This window comes from Terrabacter sp. Ter38 (assembly GCF_024519435.1).
Taxonomy (GTDB): domain Bacteria; phylum Actinomycetota; class Actinomycetes; order Actinomycetales; family Dermatophilaceae; genus Terrabacter.
Map to the genome: position 1 here is coordinate 1 of NZ_JALJRZ010000015.1, position 14,049 is coordinate 14,049.

Annotated in this window: 12 protein-coding genes; 10 read left to right on the top strand and 2 right to left on the bottom strand. The window is 70.9% G+C overall.

The features are described from left to right. The 8 genes from NR112_RS21375 to NR112_RS21410 all read left to right on the top strand — a co-directional run. Positions 1–1,771, top strand: a 1,771-nt coding sequence (locus tag NR112_RS21375; RefSeq protein ID WP_256796296.1) for a DEAD/DEAH box helicase, incomplete at its 5' end; no start/stop codon positions are given. Positions 1,772–1,799: 28 nt separating this feature from the next. After that, positions 1,800–2,360 (top strand): YqgE/AlgH family protein, encoded by a 561-nt coding sequence (locus tag NR112_RS21380; RefSeq protein WP_256796297.1) that lies wholly within the window; start codon positions 1,800–1,802, stop codon positions 2,358–2,360. Positions 2,361–2,409: 49 nt separating this feature from the next. After that, on the top strand, positions 2,410–3,213 hold the full coding sequence (locus NR112_RS21385) for a glutamate racemase (protein WP_256796298.1): 804 nt from the start codon (positions 2,410–2,412) through the stop codon (positions 3,211–3,213). Continuing rightward, positions 3,210–3,530: a DUF3039 domain-containing protein gene (locus NR112_RS21390; RefSeq protein WP_056759497.1), complete on the top strand. Its 321-nt coding sequence runs from the start codon at positions 3,210–3,212 to the stop codon at positions 3,528–3,530. The genes NR112_RS21385 and NR112_RS21390 overlap by 4 nt, the downstream gene beginning before the upstream one ends. Before the next feature lie 155 nt (positions 3,531–3,685). After that, entirely contained in the window at positions 3,686–4,654 is a 969-nt protein-coding gene (locus tag NR112_RS21395) for a zinc metalloprotease (RefSeq protein WP_256796299.1), read from the top strand. Positions 4,655–4,780: 126 nt separating this feature from the next. Continuing rightward, on the top strand, positions 4,781–6,541 hold the full coding sequence (locus NR112_RS21400) for a DEAD/DEAH box helicase (protein ID WP_256796300.1): 1,761 nt from the start codon (positions 4,781–4,783) through the stop codon (positions 6,539–6,541). 136 nt (positions 6,542–6,677) lie between these two features. Next, positions 6,678–8,525 carry a bifunctional UDP-sugar hydrolase/5'-nucleotidase gene (locus NR112_RS21405; protein WP_256796301.1) on the top strand — a complete coding sequence of 616 codons (1,848 nt, stop codon included), beginning with the start codon at positions 6,678–6,680 and terminating at the stop codon, positions 8,523–8,525. A gap of 128 nt (positions 8,526–8,653) precedes the next feature. Next, the gene (locus tag NR112_RS21410) at positions 8,654–9,409 is read left to right on the top strand and encodes a class I SAM-dependent methyltransferase (RefSeq protein WP_256796302.1); all 756 of its coding nucleotides are present in this window, start codon (positions 8,654–8,656) and stop codon (positions 9,407–9,409) included. A 292-nt stretch (positions 9,410–9,701) separates the two neighbouring features. Here NR112_RS21410 and NR112_RS21415 read toward each other — a convergent pair whose 3' ends face one another. Together NR112_RS21415 and NR112_RS21420 are read right to left on the bottom strand one after the other, a co-directional pair. Then, positions 9,702–11,012, bottom strand: a complete 1,311-nt coding sequence (locus NR112_RS21415; protein WP_256796303.1) for an alpha-amylase family glycosyl hydrolase — start codon at positions 11,010–11,012, stop codon at positions 9,702–9,704. A 125-nt stretch (positions 11,013–11,137) separates the two neighbouring features. Next, the gene (locus NR112_RS21420) at positions 11,138–11,647 is read right to left on the bottom strand and encodes an Lrp/AsnC family transcriptional regulator (RefSeq protein WP_256796304.1); all 510 of its coding nucleotides are present in this window, start codon (positions 11,645–11,647) and stop codon (positions 11,138–11,140) included. Positions 11,648–11,754: 107 nt separating this feature from the next. Here NR112_RS21420 and hppD point away from each other — a divergent pair, with 107 nt between their 5' ends. Then, entirely contained in the window at positions 11,755–12,987 is a 1,233-nt protein-coding gene (hppD, locus tag NR112_RS21425) for a 4-hydroxyphenylpyruvate dioxygenase (RefSeq protein WP_256796305.1), read from the top strand. 132 nt (positions 12,988–13,119) lie between these two features. Beyond that, a complete protein-coding gene (locus tag NR112_RS21430; RefSeq protein ID WP_256796306.1) occupies positions 13,120–13,944 on the top strand; it encodes an RDD family protein in 825 nt (274 codons plus the stop codon). The last annotated feature ends 105 nt before the right edge of the window (positions 13,945–14,049 follow it).

Genomic DNA, 14,049 nt, shown 5'->3' on the forward strand with positions numbered 1-14,049 from the left:
CCAGCGCCGTGACGACCGCGGTGACCGCGGCTTCCAGCGCCGTGACGACCGCCCGTCGTTCGACCGCCCCCGTGGCGACCGCGACGACCGTGGTGGGTACCAGCGTCGGGACGACCGCCCGTCGTTCGACCGCCCCCGTGGCGACCGCCCGTCGTTCGACCGCCCCCGTGGCGACCGCGACGACCGTGGTGGGTACCAGCGTCGGGACGACCGCGGTGACCGCGGCTTCCAGCGCCGAGACGACCGTGGCGCGGACCGCTTCGCCGACCGTGCTCCCGTGAGCTTCGACGACGCCGAGGCCGAGCGCATGGACGCCGACACCTGGACGAAGTCGACCCGTGCCGACGTGTCGGAGGGGCCTGTCGACGTCGCTGCCGACAACGGATTCGCCGCCCTCGGCCTACCCGAGCGGCTCGTCGAGCGCCTCGCCCGGGAGGGCATCACCTCGCCGTTCCCGATCCAGACCGCGACGATCCCCGATGCGCTGCTCGGCAAGGACGTCCTCGGCCGCGGCCAGACCGGCTCGGGCAAGACCCTCGCCTTCGGTCTGCCGCTCATCGCCCGGCTGCTCGAGGCCGACCTCAAGCGTCGCCCGCGCAAGCCGCATGCCCTGATCCTGACGCCGACGCGCGAGCTCGCGATGCAGATCTCCGACGCGCTCGAGCCGCTCGTGCACGTCGCCGGCCTGCGCCACAAGCTCGTGGCCGGTGGCCTCAGCTACACGACCCAGATCAACGCGCTCAACAAGGGCGTCGACATCCTCATCGCCACGCCGGGTCGCCTCAACGACCTGCTCGAGCGCGGTGCGGTCGAGATGGACGAGATCGCGATCACCGTGCTCGACGAGGCCGACCACATGGCCGAGATGGGCTTCATGGCCGAGATCACGACGAGCCTCGACACGATCCCGTCCGACGGCCAGCGCCTCCTCTTCTCGGCGACGCTCGACCGTGGCATCGATGCCCTCGTCGAGAAGTACCTCACCGACCCGGTGACGCACTCGACGAACGACGCGACCGCGTCGGTCGAGGGCATGGACCACCACGTCCTGCTCATCGACCCGCAGCACAAGAAGGTCATCACGGCCGAGGTCGCCAACCGCGAGGGCCGCACCGTCGTCTTCTGTCGCACCAAGCTCGGCGCCGACCGCATCGCGCTCCAGCTGCGCGAGCAGGGCGTCATGGCGGCCGCGCTCCACGGTGGCCTCAACCAGGGCCAGCGCAACCGCGTGCTCGGCGCGTTCCGTGACGGCACCCTCCCGGTGCTCGTGGCGACCGACGTGGCCGCCCGCGGGATCCACGTCGACGACGTCTCCGTCGTCCTGCAGGTCGACCCGCCGGCCGACCACAAGGACTACCTCCACCGATCGGGCCGCACGGCTCGCGCCGGTGACAAGGGCACCGTGGTGACCCTCGCCCTGCCGCACCAGCGTCGGACCATGGAGCGCCAGCTCAAGGACGCCGGTCTCGAGATCTCGCCCGTGCGGGCCACGCCGGGCGACGCGATCATCGCGGCGACCGGTGCGACGACCCCGAGCGGCGTCGCGATCGCCGAGGACGAGTTCCAGCGCCTCATCGCCGGTCCGAAGGCCCACCGTCGTGGGCCTGCCGGTCCGCGTGGTCCGCGCCAGGGCCAGCGCAGCGGATCGCGTCCGCATCACGGTGGCGGTCGTTCCGACGACCACCGTGGCCGTCGAACCGACCGCGGCGACGGTCTCGTGTCCCGCTGGGGCGACGACGAGCGCCGCGGCCAGCGGGGCGCGCGCTTCTGAGCAGTCGCCGGTGTGGAAGGCTGGGCCCGTGAGCTCGACGTTCCACACCGGCCGCCTCCTCGTGGCGACGCCGTCCGTCGGGGGTGACGTGTTCCATCGGTCCGTCATCCTCATGCTCCACCACGACGACGGCGGCGCCCAGGGCGTCGTGCTCAACAAGCCACTGTCGGCCGAGGTGGACTCGGTGCTGCCGGGCTGGCAGCGTGTCGTGACCGCTCCGCACGTCCTCTTCCAGGGTGGCCCCGTGTCGACGTCGTCGGCGCTGGGACTCGTCACGGTGCCGGGCGACGAGCCGGAGCCGCTCGGGGTCAAGCGCCTCTTCGGCTCGATCGGCCTCGTCGACCTCGACGTGCCGACCCCCGTCGTCGCCGCGGACCTGGCGGGGCTGCGGATCTTCGCCGGCTACTCGGGGTGGGAGTCCGGCCAGCTCGAGAACGAGGTGCTGCGCGGCGACTGGTACGTCGTCGACGCCGAGGTGCGCGACGCCTTCACGCCCCGGCCGGAGGGCCTGTGGCGTGAGGTGCTCCGTCGCCAGCGCGACAGCCTCGCGTACGTCGCGAACTTCCCCGACGACCCGTCGATGAACTGACGTGGGCGTCACAGGGTCCGTGCGGCCCGACACAGACGAGCATCCCGGGATGCCGAGGTCGACCAGGCGAGTTGCCTTCGTCGACAGCGGTCTCGGGCTCCTCGGGTATGCCGACGCCCTCCACGCGCTGCGGCCCGACCTCGGGCTCGTGCTGTCGCTGGACCCGGACAACATGCCGTATGGCCCCCGCACGCCCGCGGAGGTCCAGCGACTCATCCTCGCCTCGGCGCGCGCCACCCTGCCCCACGAGCCGGCCGCGATCGTCGTGGCCTGCAACACCGCCTCGGTGCACGGGCTCGGTGCCCTCCGCGCCGAGCTCGAGCCGGCCGTCCCGGTCATCGGCACGGTGCCGGCCATCCGCCCGGCGGCCGCCGGGGGAGGACCGGTCGCCGTGTGGGCCACGGCTGCCACGACGTCGAGCGACTACCTCCGGGGCCTCGTCGATGCCTTCGCCGCCGACGTCGAGACGTATGCCGTCGCAGCCCTGGGGCTGGCAGAGGCCATCGAGTCCGGTGACCCTGACGCGGTCGACGCCGGCATCGCGTATGCCGCGTCGCAGACCCCTGCGGGCGTACGCTCGCTCGTCCTCGGGTGCACCCACTACGGACTCGTCGTCGACCGGATCGTCGCTGCCCTCGGTGACGGGGTGACGATCCACGACTCACCCGTCGCCGTGGCCCGCCAGACGTTGCGGCGCCTCGGTCTCGAGCCCGCACCGGACGCCCCCGAGGCCGGTGTCGAGGCGGTCCTCCTCAGCGGCCGCCCCGGCGCCCTTCCCGCTTCGTGGGGGGTCTACCCGGCCGGGGAGCGGCTCCTCCGGGGCGCGGCAGGGCGGCATACACTCTCGTCATGAGCACCATGCCTCCCGACCCGTTCGAGCCCGAGCCGCTGCGCGGCACGAGCACGGCCACGATCGAGCGCGAGGAGGTCCGCGAGGAGCTCCAGGAGCCCGGTGACCACGAGCGCTTCTCGCACTACGTGCGCAAGGAGAAGATCCTCGAGAGCGCGCTGTCGGGCGAGCCCGTCGTGGCCCTCTGCGGCAAGATCTGGGTCCCGGGGCGCGACCCCCAGAAGTTCCCGGTCTGTCCGGTCTGCAAGGAGATCTACGAAGGCCTTCGCGACCCGCAGGACGGCGGCGACGGCGACCAGGGCGGCGGCGGACAGTCCTGAGCCACGCGTCCGCGCGCGTCCTCACCACCGCCCGACCGAGGGGCTTTCCTTAAGGGTTCTTTACTCGCCCCGGCTCCGCCACTGACTGTCGCGTACCTACAGTCGCTGGGATCGTCGCCCGATCGGGCGTCGTGTCGGACGAGAAAGGTCACCCCATGAAGCTTCGCTCCCTGGTGCTCGCGGCACCGCTCGCACTCGCCGCAGCGTCCCTCGGCGCACCGGCGCAGGCCGCGCCCGTGATGGAGGGGCACGGCAGCGCCGCGTGTCTCGACCCGGCGGCCGTGGGCGCGGTCGGAGCCCGTGGCACCCATGGCACGGCCAAGGACCCGCACGAGCTGACCGACGCACAGGTGCGGGCCAACGAGGCCGCCCTGACGAAGGCGCTCGAGGCCAAGGGCCTGACCCGGGACTCGTCGGGCAAGGTCGTCAGGGAGGGCCAGAAGGGCAATCCGGGCACGGGCGGCACCTTCGCCCCCACGACGGTCAAGGTCTACTGGCACACCATCACCAACGGCACCCAGGGCACCGTCGGCGGCAGCGCGATCAGCAGCCAGATCAGCGTCCTCAACAACGCCTACTCGGGGACCGGACTCAGCTTCAGCCTCGCCGGCTCCGACTCGACGAGCAACTCGTCCTGGTACACCGTGACGCCCGGCTCAGCGGCCGAGAAGAGCATGAAGACGACGCTCCGCAAGGGCACGATGGCCGACCTCAACCTCTACTCGGCCAACATCGGCCAGGGGCTGCTCGGCTGGGCGACCTTCCCGAAGAGCACGTACGACGCCATGGACGGCGTCGTCATCCTCACGGCCTCCCTGCCCGGGGGCAGCGCGACGAACTACAACCAGGGCGACACGGCCACCCACGAGGTCGGTCACTGGGTCGGGCTGTACCACACGTTCCAGGGCGGCTGTAAGGGCAACGGCGACTACGTCGGCGACACGCCCGCCGAGGCCAGTGCCGCCTACGAGTGCCCGACCGGCCGCGACACGTGCACGAGCCCCGGCCTCGACCCGATCAAGAACTTCATGGACTACACGTACGACGCCTGCATGAACACCTTCACGACCGGCCAGGTCTCGCGCATGCAGGCTCAGTGGACGGCGTACCGCGCCGGCCGGTGACCACCAGCGCGACTGCTGCTCGGCGTCACGAAACCGACTGAGCGGCATACCATCCAGGCCGAGGCCCCGCCCGCAGGACGGGGCCTCGGCATGTCGGCCTCGGGGATTCGTTACGGTGGCCTCTCTATGAGTTCAGGGGCCGCCTTCCACCTCCCACCCGCCTTCCCAGAGCGGGCTGCGTGGGGTACCGCCAGCAAGCTGCGCGCGTGGCAGCAGGAGGCCCTGGACCTCTACCTCGACAAGTCGCCGCGCGACTTCCTCGCGGTCGCGACCCCGGGGGCCGGCAAGACGACGTACGCCCTGCGGGTGGCCACCGAGCTGCTGAGCGCGGGCATCGTCTCGCGCGTCACGGTCGTCGCTCCCACGGAGCACCTCAAGACCCAGTGGGCCGACGCCGCCGCCCGCGTCGGCATCAGTCTCGACCCGAAGTTCAGCAACAGCATCGGCCGGCACAGCGACGACTACCACGGCGTCGCCGTGACCTACGCCCAGGTGGCCTCACGCCCGTCACTGCACCGTGAGCTGACGACGTCACGATCGACCCTCGTCATCCTCGACGAGGTGCACCACGGTGGCGACGCGAAGAGCTGGGGTGACGGCATCCGCGAGGCCTTCGAGCCCGCGACCCGCCGGCTGTCGCTGACCGGCACGCCCTTCCGCTCCGACACCTCGCCGATCCCCTTCGTCACCTACGAGCTCGACGCCGAGGGCACCCTCGTCAGCTCGAGCGACTACACGTACGGCTACGCGGAGGCGCTGCGCGACGGGGTCGTGCGACCCGTCCTCTTCATGGCCTACGGCGGCAGCATGCGTTGGCGCACCAAGGCCGGCGACGAGCTCGAGGCGCGCCTCGGCGAGCCGATGACGAAGGACTTCGTCGCCCACGCGTGGCGCACGGCCCTCGACCCCAAGGGGGAGTGGATCCCCGCCGTCCTCGCCGCGGCCGACCGGCGCCTCACCGAGGTGCGCCGCCACGTCGAGGACGCCGGCGGCCTCGTCATCGCCTCCAACCAGACCCAGGCGAGGGCGTATGCCGCCATCCTCCGCTCGCTGACCGGCGAGGCTCCCACGGTCGTCCTGTCCGACGACCTCGGCGCGAGCAAGCGCATCGAGGACTTCGGGGCGAGCGACGAGCGCTGGATGGTCGCCGTCCGCATGGTGTCCGAGGGGGTCGACGTGCCGCGGCTCGCGGTCGGGGTCTACGCGACCTCCACGTCGACGCCGCTCTTCTTCGCCCAGGCCGTCGGACGCTTCGTGCGTGCTCGCCGGCGGGGTGAGACCGCGTCGGTCTTCCTGCCCTCGGTGCCCGTGGTCCTCGACCACGCGGCCCGGCTCGAGGAGCAGCGCGACCACGCCCTCGACCGCAAGCCCAACCCCGATGACATCGGCCAGATGTGGGCCGAGGAGCAGACCCTGCTCGACGAGGCCAACCGCGCCGACAAGGCGAGCGGGGCCCTCGACGAGGGCGCGTTCGAGGCGCTCGAGTCCGACGCCCACTTCGACCACGTGCTCTTCGACAAGCAGCAGTGGGGCATGCACGCCCAGATCGGGTCGGCGGACGAGGAGGAGTACCTCGGCCTGCCCGGCCTGCTCGAGCCCGACCAGGTGTCGGCGCTGCTCCGCGAGCGGCAGAGCCGCCAGGTCAAGAAGGCGCCCCAGGGCACCACCGCCCCCATGCCCGTCGCCGCCCACCGGGCCCTCGCCGCCCAGCGCAAGGAGCTCAACACGCTCGTCTCGACGTACGCCCGTCAGAAGGGGCTGCCGCACGCCAACGTCCACATGGACCTGCGGCGCGTCTGTGGCGGACCCGACCTCGCGGCCGCCTCGACCGAGCAGGTCACCGAGCGCATCGACAAGATCCGGCTCTGGCTCGTCGGCCGACGCTGAGGGTTCACGAAACCGACCCGTGCTGTCGGCCTATGGGCGGAAGTGTCCGGCTATGGTCGTGCCCTGCGCCTCGGGGGCGAGCCGCGCACCGTGTACCGGGACTGCTCCGATCGAGCACCTGACAGCGAAGGACGACATGAGCACCGACCCCACCCCTGACCTCCTCGGATCCTCCACCACCCGTCGCCAGCTGCTGGCCCTCGCTGCCGTCGGCGGCGCGGGCCTCGCGGCCGTGCGTTCGGCCGCGCCCGCCGACGCCGCTGCGGCGGCCGGCAAGGGCACGAATGGCGAGGTCGTCCGGCTGACCGTGCTCGGCACGACCGACCTGCACGGCAACGTCTACAACTGGGACTACTTCAAGAACGCCGAGTACACCGACGCCAAGGCCAACGACATCGGCGTGGCCAAGGCCTCCTCGATCATCAAGGCGATCCGCGCCGAGGTCGGCGCCGATCGCACCCTGACGATCGACGCCGGCGACACGATCCAGGGCACGCCGCTCGCGTACTACTACGCGAAGATCGACCCCATCACCGGCGGCTCGACGCACCCCATGGCCGCGGCGATGAACCAGGTCGGCTACGACGCCGCCGCGCTCGGCAACCACGAGTACAACTACGGCCTCGACACGTTGCGCGCCTTCGAGAAGCAGCTGAACTTTCCGCTCCTGTCGGCCAACTCCGTCGACTGGAACACCGGCGCCCCCGTCTTCAAGCCGTGGGTCATCAAGACGGTCAAGGTGAAGGGGAGCAAGCCGGTCAAGGTCGGCATCCTCGGGCTCGTCACGCCCGGGGTCGCGATCTGGGACAAGGCCAACGTCGAGGGCAAGGTCAAGTTCCCCGGCATCATCGAGCAGGCGAAGGTCATGGTGCCCCGCCTCAAGGCCGCCGGCGCCGACGTGGTCATCGTCGCGTGCCACTCCGGCGACAACGGCAAGTCGTCGTGGGGCGACGCGCTGCCCTACGTCGAGAACGCGAGCGCGCTGCTCGCCGAGCAGGTCCCCGGCATCGACGCGGTCCTCGTCGGCCACGCGCACCTCGAGATCCCGCAGCGCTACGTCACGAACGCGCAGACGGGCAAGCAGGTCCTCCTCTCCGAGCCCTACTACTGGGGCATGCGAGTCACCCGGATGTCGATCGACCTCCAGAAGGTGCGCGGTCAGTGGGAGGTCGTCCACTCCGAGGCGACGCTCTACAACTCCAACGTCGCCCCCGAGGACCCTGCCGTCACCGGCGCCGTCGCGGCCGCCCACCAGAAGGTCCTGACCTACGTCAACGGCGTCATCGGCACGTGCACGCAGGCCATGTCGGCCGCGACGTCGCGTTACGAGGACACTGCCGCGATCGACTTCATCAACTACGTCCAGGCCGACGCCGTCAAGAAGGCGCTCGCCGGCACGCCCGAGGCCTCGCTCCCCGTGCTGTCGATCGCCGCACCCTTCAACAAGCTCGCCGCGATCCCGGCCGGCGACGTGACGATCCGCGACGTGGCGGGCCTCTACATCTACGACAACACCCTGCTCGGCATCGTCCTGACCGGGGCCCAGGTCAAGGCGTACCTCGAGAAGAGCGCGGAGTACTTCAAGCCGTGCACGACGACGGGCCCGGTCGCCGCCGACACGATCACCAACGCCAACGCCACGCCCGACTACAACTACGACGTCATGGGTGGGCTCGACGCCGACCTCACCTACGACATCGACCTCGCCCAGGCGGTCGGGTCGCGGATCGTCAACCTCGCGTATGCCGGCAGCCCCGTGGCGCCGGACGCGCGGTTCGTCGTCGCGATCAACAACTACCGCCAGTCGGGAGGCGGCAACTTCCCGGGCGTCGTGGCGGCCCCGGTCGTCTACAACCGACAGATCGAGATCCGCCAGCTGCTCATCGACTGGGCGACGGCCAACAAGGTCATCGACCCGGCGGCCTTCTCCAGCATCGACTGGAAGCTCGTCAGCAACGGGAGCCCGATCACCGTCACCGCCTGAGGTCGCGGGCCCGGCCGGGCTACCCGGCCGGGCCGGGCTACCCGGTCGGGCCGGGCTACCCGGTCGGGCCGGGCGCTCTGCGCGGTTATCCGGTGGAGGCCGGGCCGACGGGCCGGTTGGATGGGCGGATGCGTGCGTTCGAGGAGCTCGTGGAGGAGGCGGCCGACGCCGACGTGACCGGTTGGGGGTTCGGCTGGCTCGACGGCCGGGCCACGGAGGAGCGGCCGGCCTGGGGCTACGCCCGGCTCCTCGCCGCTCGGCTGCCGATGGCCACGGCCGCCCTGGACGTCGACACCGGTGGCGGTGAGATCGTCGCGCAGATGCCGGCGCTGCCGGAGCGGATGGTCGTCACCGAGGGCTGGGCGCCCAACGCGGAGCGCGCGCGAGCCCTGCTCGCGGACCGAGGCGTCGAGGTGGTGCCCGTCGTGCCGGGTGACGAGCTGCCCTTCCCGGACGCGACCTTCGACCTCGTGACGAGCCGTCACCCCGTGCGACCGGACTGGGACGAGATCGCCCGGGTGCTCGTCGACGGCGGCACCTACCTCGCCCAGCACGTCGGGCCGGCCTCGGCGTTCGAGCTCATCGAGCAGTTCCTCGGCCCGCTCCCGCGGGAGCGGCTCGGTCGCGACCCGCAGGCCGAGGTTCGGGAGGCCCGCGCGGCGGGCCTCGAGGTCGTCGACCTGCAGACCGCGCGCTGCCGGATGGAGCTGTACGACGTGGGTGCCGTCGCGTGGCTCCTGCGCAAGTGCGTCTGGTGGGTCCGTGACTTCACCGTGGAGACCTACCGCGAGACCCTCGAGCGTCTCGACGCCGGGATGCGGACGGGCCGGCCGTTCGTCGCCCACTCGACGCGGCACCTCATCGAGGCGCAGCGCCGTCGGTGACACGGCCCACCGGGGGCGTCCCGCCGCTTGGGAGTTCAGCGGGACGCCCCGTCCCGGCCGACCGGTTGGTGGGACGTCGGCACGGCAGAGGCGTACCCGCCGGGACAGGGGAGCACCGACGGGTACGCAGCTCCATTCTCGCGGATCGAGGGCCTCTGCGTGAACGGTTTCGACGGGATCACGTCATGATCTGGGCGCTCGATCGTCTATCAGTCGACGGGACACGACCCCTGTGCCGTCCGGGGCCTCGGGCCGCCCGTGGAGGAGCGGCCCGGGGCCCTGCTGCGTCGCGTCAGGCGCCAACGAGCACCTGGTAGCCCCAGGCCGGCAAGGTGTACGGCTGGCCCTGCGCCAGCTCGAGGGTCTCGCCGCTGAAGGCGTCGCGCCACGAGCCCGCCTGCGGGCCGGCTCCGAGGGTCACGGTCCGGTCCTCGTCGCTGAAGTTGAACGCCGCGAAGACCCGGTCGTCGCCCACGGCTCGCACGAAGCTCAGCACCGCGGCCTCGGCCGAGTTGGGGACGCGCACCATGCGCCCGCCCGCGGCACCGTTCCACAGCGCGGGGTGGGCCTTCTTGAGGGCGAAGAGCTGCCGGTAGAGCTCGCCCTGCTCGTCCTCGCGCCACTCGATCTCGTCCTTGTCGAAGAAGATGAGCCGCTTGTCGCTGCCCGCCTCCTGACCGTTGTAGACGAGCGGCATGCCCTCGCTGACGACGGACAGGACGATCGCCGGCAGCAGCGCGTCGCCGAACTGCTCGTACTCGGTGCCCTCCCACGCGTTCTTGTCGTGGTTGCTGACGAAGAGCATCCGGTAGGCGTCGCGCTGGTAGAAGCGGTCGTTCCATGCGTAGTAGACCTTGAGGGCCTCGACGTCGGCCTTACCGTGGGCGATCTTGTGGAGCGTCTCGTTCCAGCTCCAGCCGTACGTCATGTCGAAGGCGCGGACGTGCAGGTCGCGCGACTCCCACTCGGCGAGCATGAAGACCGGCTTGATCTCGTCGAGCTCGCGGCGGACGTTGTCCCAGAAGTCGACGGGCACGAATCCCGCCACGTCGCAACGGAACCCGTCGACATCGACGTCGCGGACCCAGAACTTCATCGCCTCGGTCATGTAGCGACGCAGCTCGGGGTTGTCGTAGTCGAGGTCGATGATGTCGTCCCAGTCCCACCAGGGCGTGGGGCGCAGGTCGCCCTTCCAGTCACGGGCGTACCACTCGGGGTGCGCCTCGACGAGCGAGTTGTCCCACGCGGTGTGGTTGGCGACCCAGTCGAGGATGACGCGCAGACCGAGGCCGTGGGCCGTGTCGACGAAGTGGCGCAGGTCCTCCAGCGTCCCGAACTCCGGGTTGACGCCGAGGTAGTCCTTGACGGCGTACGGGCTGCCGAGCACGCCCTTGCGGTTCAGCTCCCCGATCGGGTGCACCGGCATGAGCCACACGATGTCGATGCCGAGGTCGCGGATGCGGGGCAGGTGCGCCTCGGCGGCCCGGAACGTGCCCTCGGGCGTGAGGTGGCGCTGGTTGATCTGGTAGATCGTCGCGCTGTGGCTCCACTCCGGGTGGGTCAGCTCGACGTCGGGCCGCGGGGCGTAGGGGTTGGCGGTCACGGGTGGCTCCTGGTCCGGATCGGTGGGGTGAGTGGTGTGGTTCGTCGTTCGGGTGCTGCGGGTGCTGCGGGTGCTGCGGGTGCTGCGGGTGCTGCGGGTGCTGCGGGTGCTGCGAGCGTCGCACGTCAGGACGACGGGTCGAGGAGGTGCTCGACGAGCGGGATCGTTCGGTGGTCGAGGCGCGTGGCGAGCGAGATGACGGTCGAGGCCCGCGTCACGTGCGCGTCGTCGACGACGCGGTCGATGACCCGTTGGAGATCGGCGTTGTCGCGACCGACGATGCGGATGAGCACGTCACCGGAACCGGTGATCGTGTGGGCCTCGAGCACCTCGGGAATGGCGGCGAGGTGCTCGACGACGGGGGAGTGCCCACCGCGTCCCTGCCGGATCTCGAGGGTGCAGAACGCCGTCACGGGGTAGCCGAGCGCGGCGGGGTCGACGTCGGGGGCCATCGACCGCAGCACGCCGGTGCGCTGCAGCCGGTCGAGCCGGGCCTGCACGGTGCCGCGGGCCACCCCGAGCCGCCGCGAGGCGCCGAGCACGCCGATGCCCGGCTCGGTGAGCAGCAGGAGCAGGATGCGGCAGTCGAGCGCGTCGACCGGTGCGCGGGCGGACGGTCCGGTTGCAGCGGTCATGGACACAGTGTCCAGCACCAGACGGCATACGGACAACACTTTGTGCACTGTGCCCAGCCTGGCCCGTGGCTCTTGCACACTCAGGCCCACTCGGTCAGTCTCGCTCCATGACCGACACGATGCCGTCTCCGGCCGCCGACCTCACCGACCAGGAGCGCGAGGCCGACCTCGACCTCGAGCAGCTCAAGCAGCTCGTCGGTCTCGTCGAGTACGACGAGAACACCGACGTCTTCCCCGTCACCGGATGGGACGCGATCGTCTTCGTCGCCGGCAACGCCACGCAGAGCGCGCACTACTACCAGAGCGCCTGGGGCATGGAGCTCGTCGCCTACTCGGGCCCCGAGAACGGCAACCGCGACCACAAGGCCTTCGTCCTCAAGAGCGGCTCGATCCGCTTCGTCATCAAGGGCGCCGTCGACCCCGACAGCCCGCTCGCCGACCACCACCGCCGGCACGGCGACGGAGTCGTCGACATCGCCCTCGAGGTACCCGACGTCGACAAGTGCGTGGCCCAGGCCGTCAAGGCGGGCGCCACGGTCCTCGAGCAGGCCACCGACCACACCGACGAGCACGGCACGGTGCGCACGGCCGCCATCGCGACGTACGGCGAGACCCGCCACACCCTCGTCCAGCGCGCCGTCAACGGGCAGAGGTATGCCGGCCCGTACCTTCCCGGCTACGTCCCGACCGCGTCGTCGATCGTCCGCCGCGAGGGCCAGCCGAAGCGGCTCTTCCAGGCCCTCGACCACATCGTCGGCAACGTCGAGCTCGGGCACATGGACGAGTGGGTCGCCTTCTACAACCGCGTCATGGGCTTCGTGAACATGGCCGAGTTCATCGGTGACGACATCGCCACCGACTACTCCGCCCTCATGAGCAAGGTCGTGGCCAACGGCAACCACCGGGTCAAGTTCCCGCTCAACGAGCCGGCCATCGCCAAGAAGAAGAGCCAGATCGACGAGTACCTCGAGTTCTACCGCGGCGCCGGTGCCCAGCACCTAGCCGTCGCGACGAACGACATCCTCGCCTCGGTGGACGCCCTGCGCGCCAACGGTGTCGAGTTCCTCGACACGCCTGACTCCTACTACGAGGACGCCGAGCTGCGCGAGCGCATCGGCAACGTCCGGGTCCCGATCGAGGAGCTGCAGAAGCGCAAGATCCTCGTGGACCGCGACGAGGACGGCTACCTGCTGCAGATCTTCACCAAGCCGCTCGGCGACCGCCCGACGGTCTTCTTCGAGCTCATCGAGCGGCACGGCTCGCTCGGTTTTGGCAAGGGCAACTTCAAGGCGCTCTTCGAGGCCATCGAGCGCGAGCAGGACAAGCGCGGCAACCTCTGAGTCGCACCGGGGTGACCTTGGCCCCGGTCCGGTCCCTGCCCTCGGGCGGGAACGGGCCGGGGCCGAGGCGTACCCGCCACCAGTCCGGGCGCCGCGGGTCTGGGAACGCCGATGCCGTGGCACAGTTGGGGCATGAGCCAGCAGCCCTCCGGGTGGTACGACGACCCCAGCAACACCGACATGCTCCGCTACTGGGACGGCGTGTCGTGGACCAACCACACCGCCCCGAAGAAGTCGCCGACCATCGCGCAGAGCACCATCGGCCTGCCGCACCAGAACCCGCAGGGACAGGTCCCGCCGGACCGCACCGGTGTCCCCACGCCGACGACGCCGATGCCCCAGGGCAGCGGCTGGCAGACTCAGTCGCCGGCGCAGCAGCAGGCGCCGCAGGGCTACTACCAGCAGGCCCCCGCCAACACGCAGTGGATGCACAACATCAAGAGCACCGCTGACGGCGTCCCCCTCGCCTCGTGGGGCAAGCGCTTCGCGGCGTGGGTCATCGACGGGCTCATCCTCGCCGTCGTCGGCGGGATCATCTCGTGGGCCGCGACACCACGCCTGTCCGAGCTCTTCTCCCAGATGGTGACGGCTGCCCAGGCCGGCGACCAGGCGCGCCTCGTCGAGATCCAGAACGAGCTCACGGGACCCGCGGTGCAGTTCTCGCTCTTCCTGTGGCTCGTGGCGACGGCCTACTGCCTCGTGTTCTGGACGACGGTCGCCCAGACGCCCGGCAAGATGGCGCTCGGCATCAGCGTCCGGCGTGCCGCCGAGCCCGGCCCGCTGCCCCTGGGCACCGCCGTCATGCGTCGACTCGTCCCCCTGGCCGGGCAGTTCGTCCCCTTCCTGTCCCTGCTCGACGGACTCTGGCCACTGTGGGACGACAAGCGCCAGGCCCTGCACGACAAGGTCGCGAGCACCCAGGTCGTCGAGGGGAAGCAGCCGCGCAAGCAGGGCTGACGCCCTGACGGCTCGGCCGGCGGCATAACTCCCTTGCCCCGCTGTCGGGGGTCGGCGCGAGAATGGACAGTGCGCGGGCAGTCCCGCGCCCACGGCGCCGATGCC

What these genes read in the sequence shown, in the direction of transcription:
- NR112_RS21385 (WP_256796298.1), top strand. Translation starts at nt 2,410, where the DNA reads ATGCCGAGGTCGACCAGGCGAGTTGCCTTCGTCGACAGCGGTCTCGGG.
- NR112_RS21390 (WP_056759497.1), top strand. Translation starts at nt 3,210, where the DNA reads ATGAGCACCATGCCTCCCGACCCGTTCGAGCCCGAGCCGCTGCGCGGC.
- NR112_RS21395 (WP_256796299.1), top strand. Translation starts at nt 3,686, where the DNA reads ATGAAGCTTCGCTCCCTGGTGCTCGCGGCACCGCTCGCACTCGCCGCA.
- NR112_RS21400 (WP_256796300.1), top strand. Translation starts at nt 4,781, where the DNA reads ATGAGTTCAGGGGCCGCCTTCCACCTCCCACCCGCCTTCCCAGAGCGG.
- NR112_RS21405 (WP_256796301.1), top strand. Translation starts at nt 6,678, where the DNA reads ATGAGCACCGACCCCACCCCTGACCTCCTCGGATCCTCCACCACCCGT.
- NR112_RS21410 (WP_256796302.1), top strand. Translation starts at nt 8,654, where the DNA reads ATGCGTGCGTTCGAGGAGCTCGTGGAGGAGGCGGCCGACGCCGACGTG.
- NR112_RS21420 (WP_256796304.1), bottom strand. Translation starts at nt 11,647, where the DNA reads ATGACCGCTGCAACCGGACCGTCCGCCCGCGCACCGGTCGACGCGCTC.
- hppD (WP_256796305.1), top strand. Translation starts at nt 11,755, where the DNA reads ATGACCGACACGATGCCGTCTCCGGCCGCCGACCTCACCGACCAGGAG.
- NR112_RS21430 (WP_256796306.1), top strand. Translation starts at nt 13,120, where the DNA reads ATGAGCCAGCAGCCCTCCGGGTGGTACGACGACCCCAGCAACACCGAC.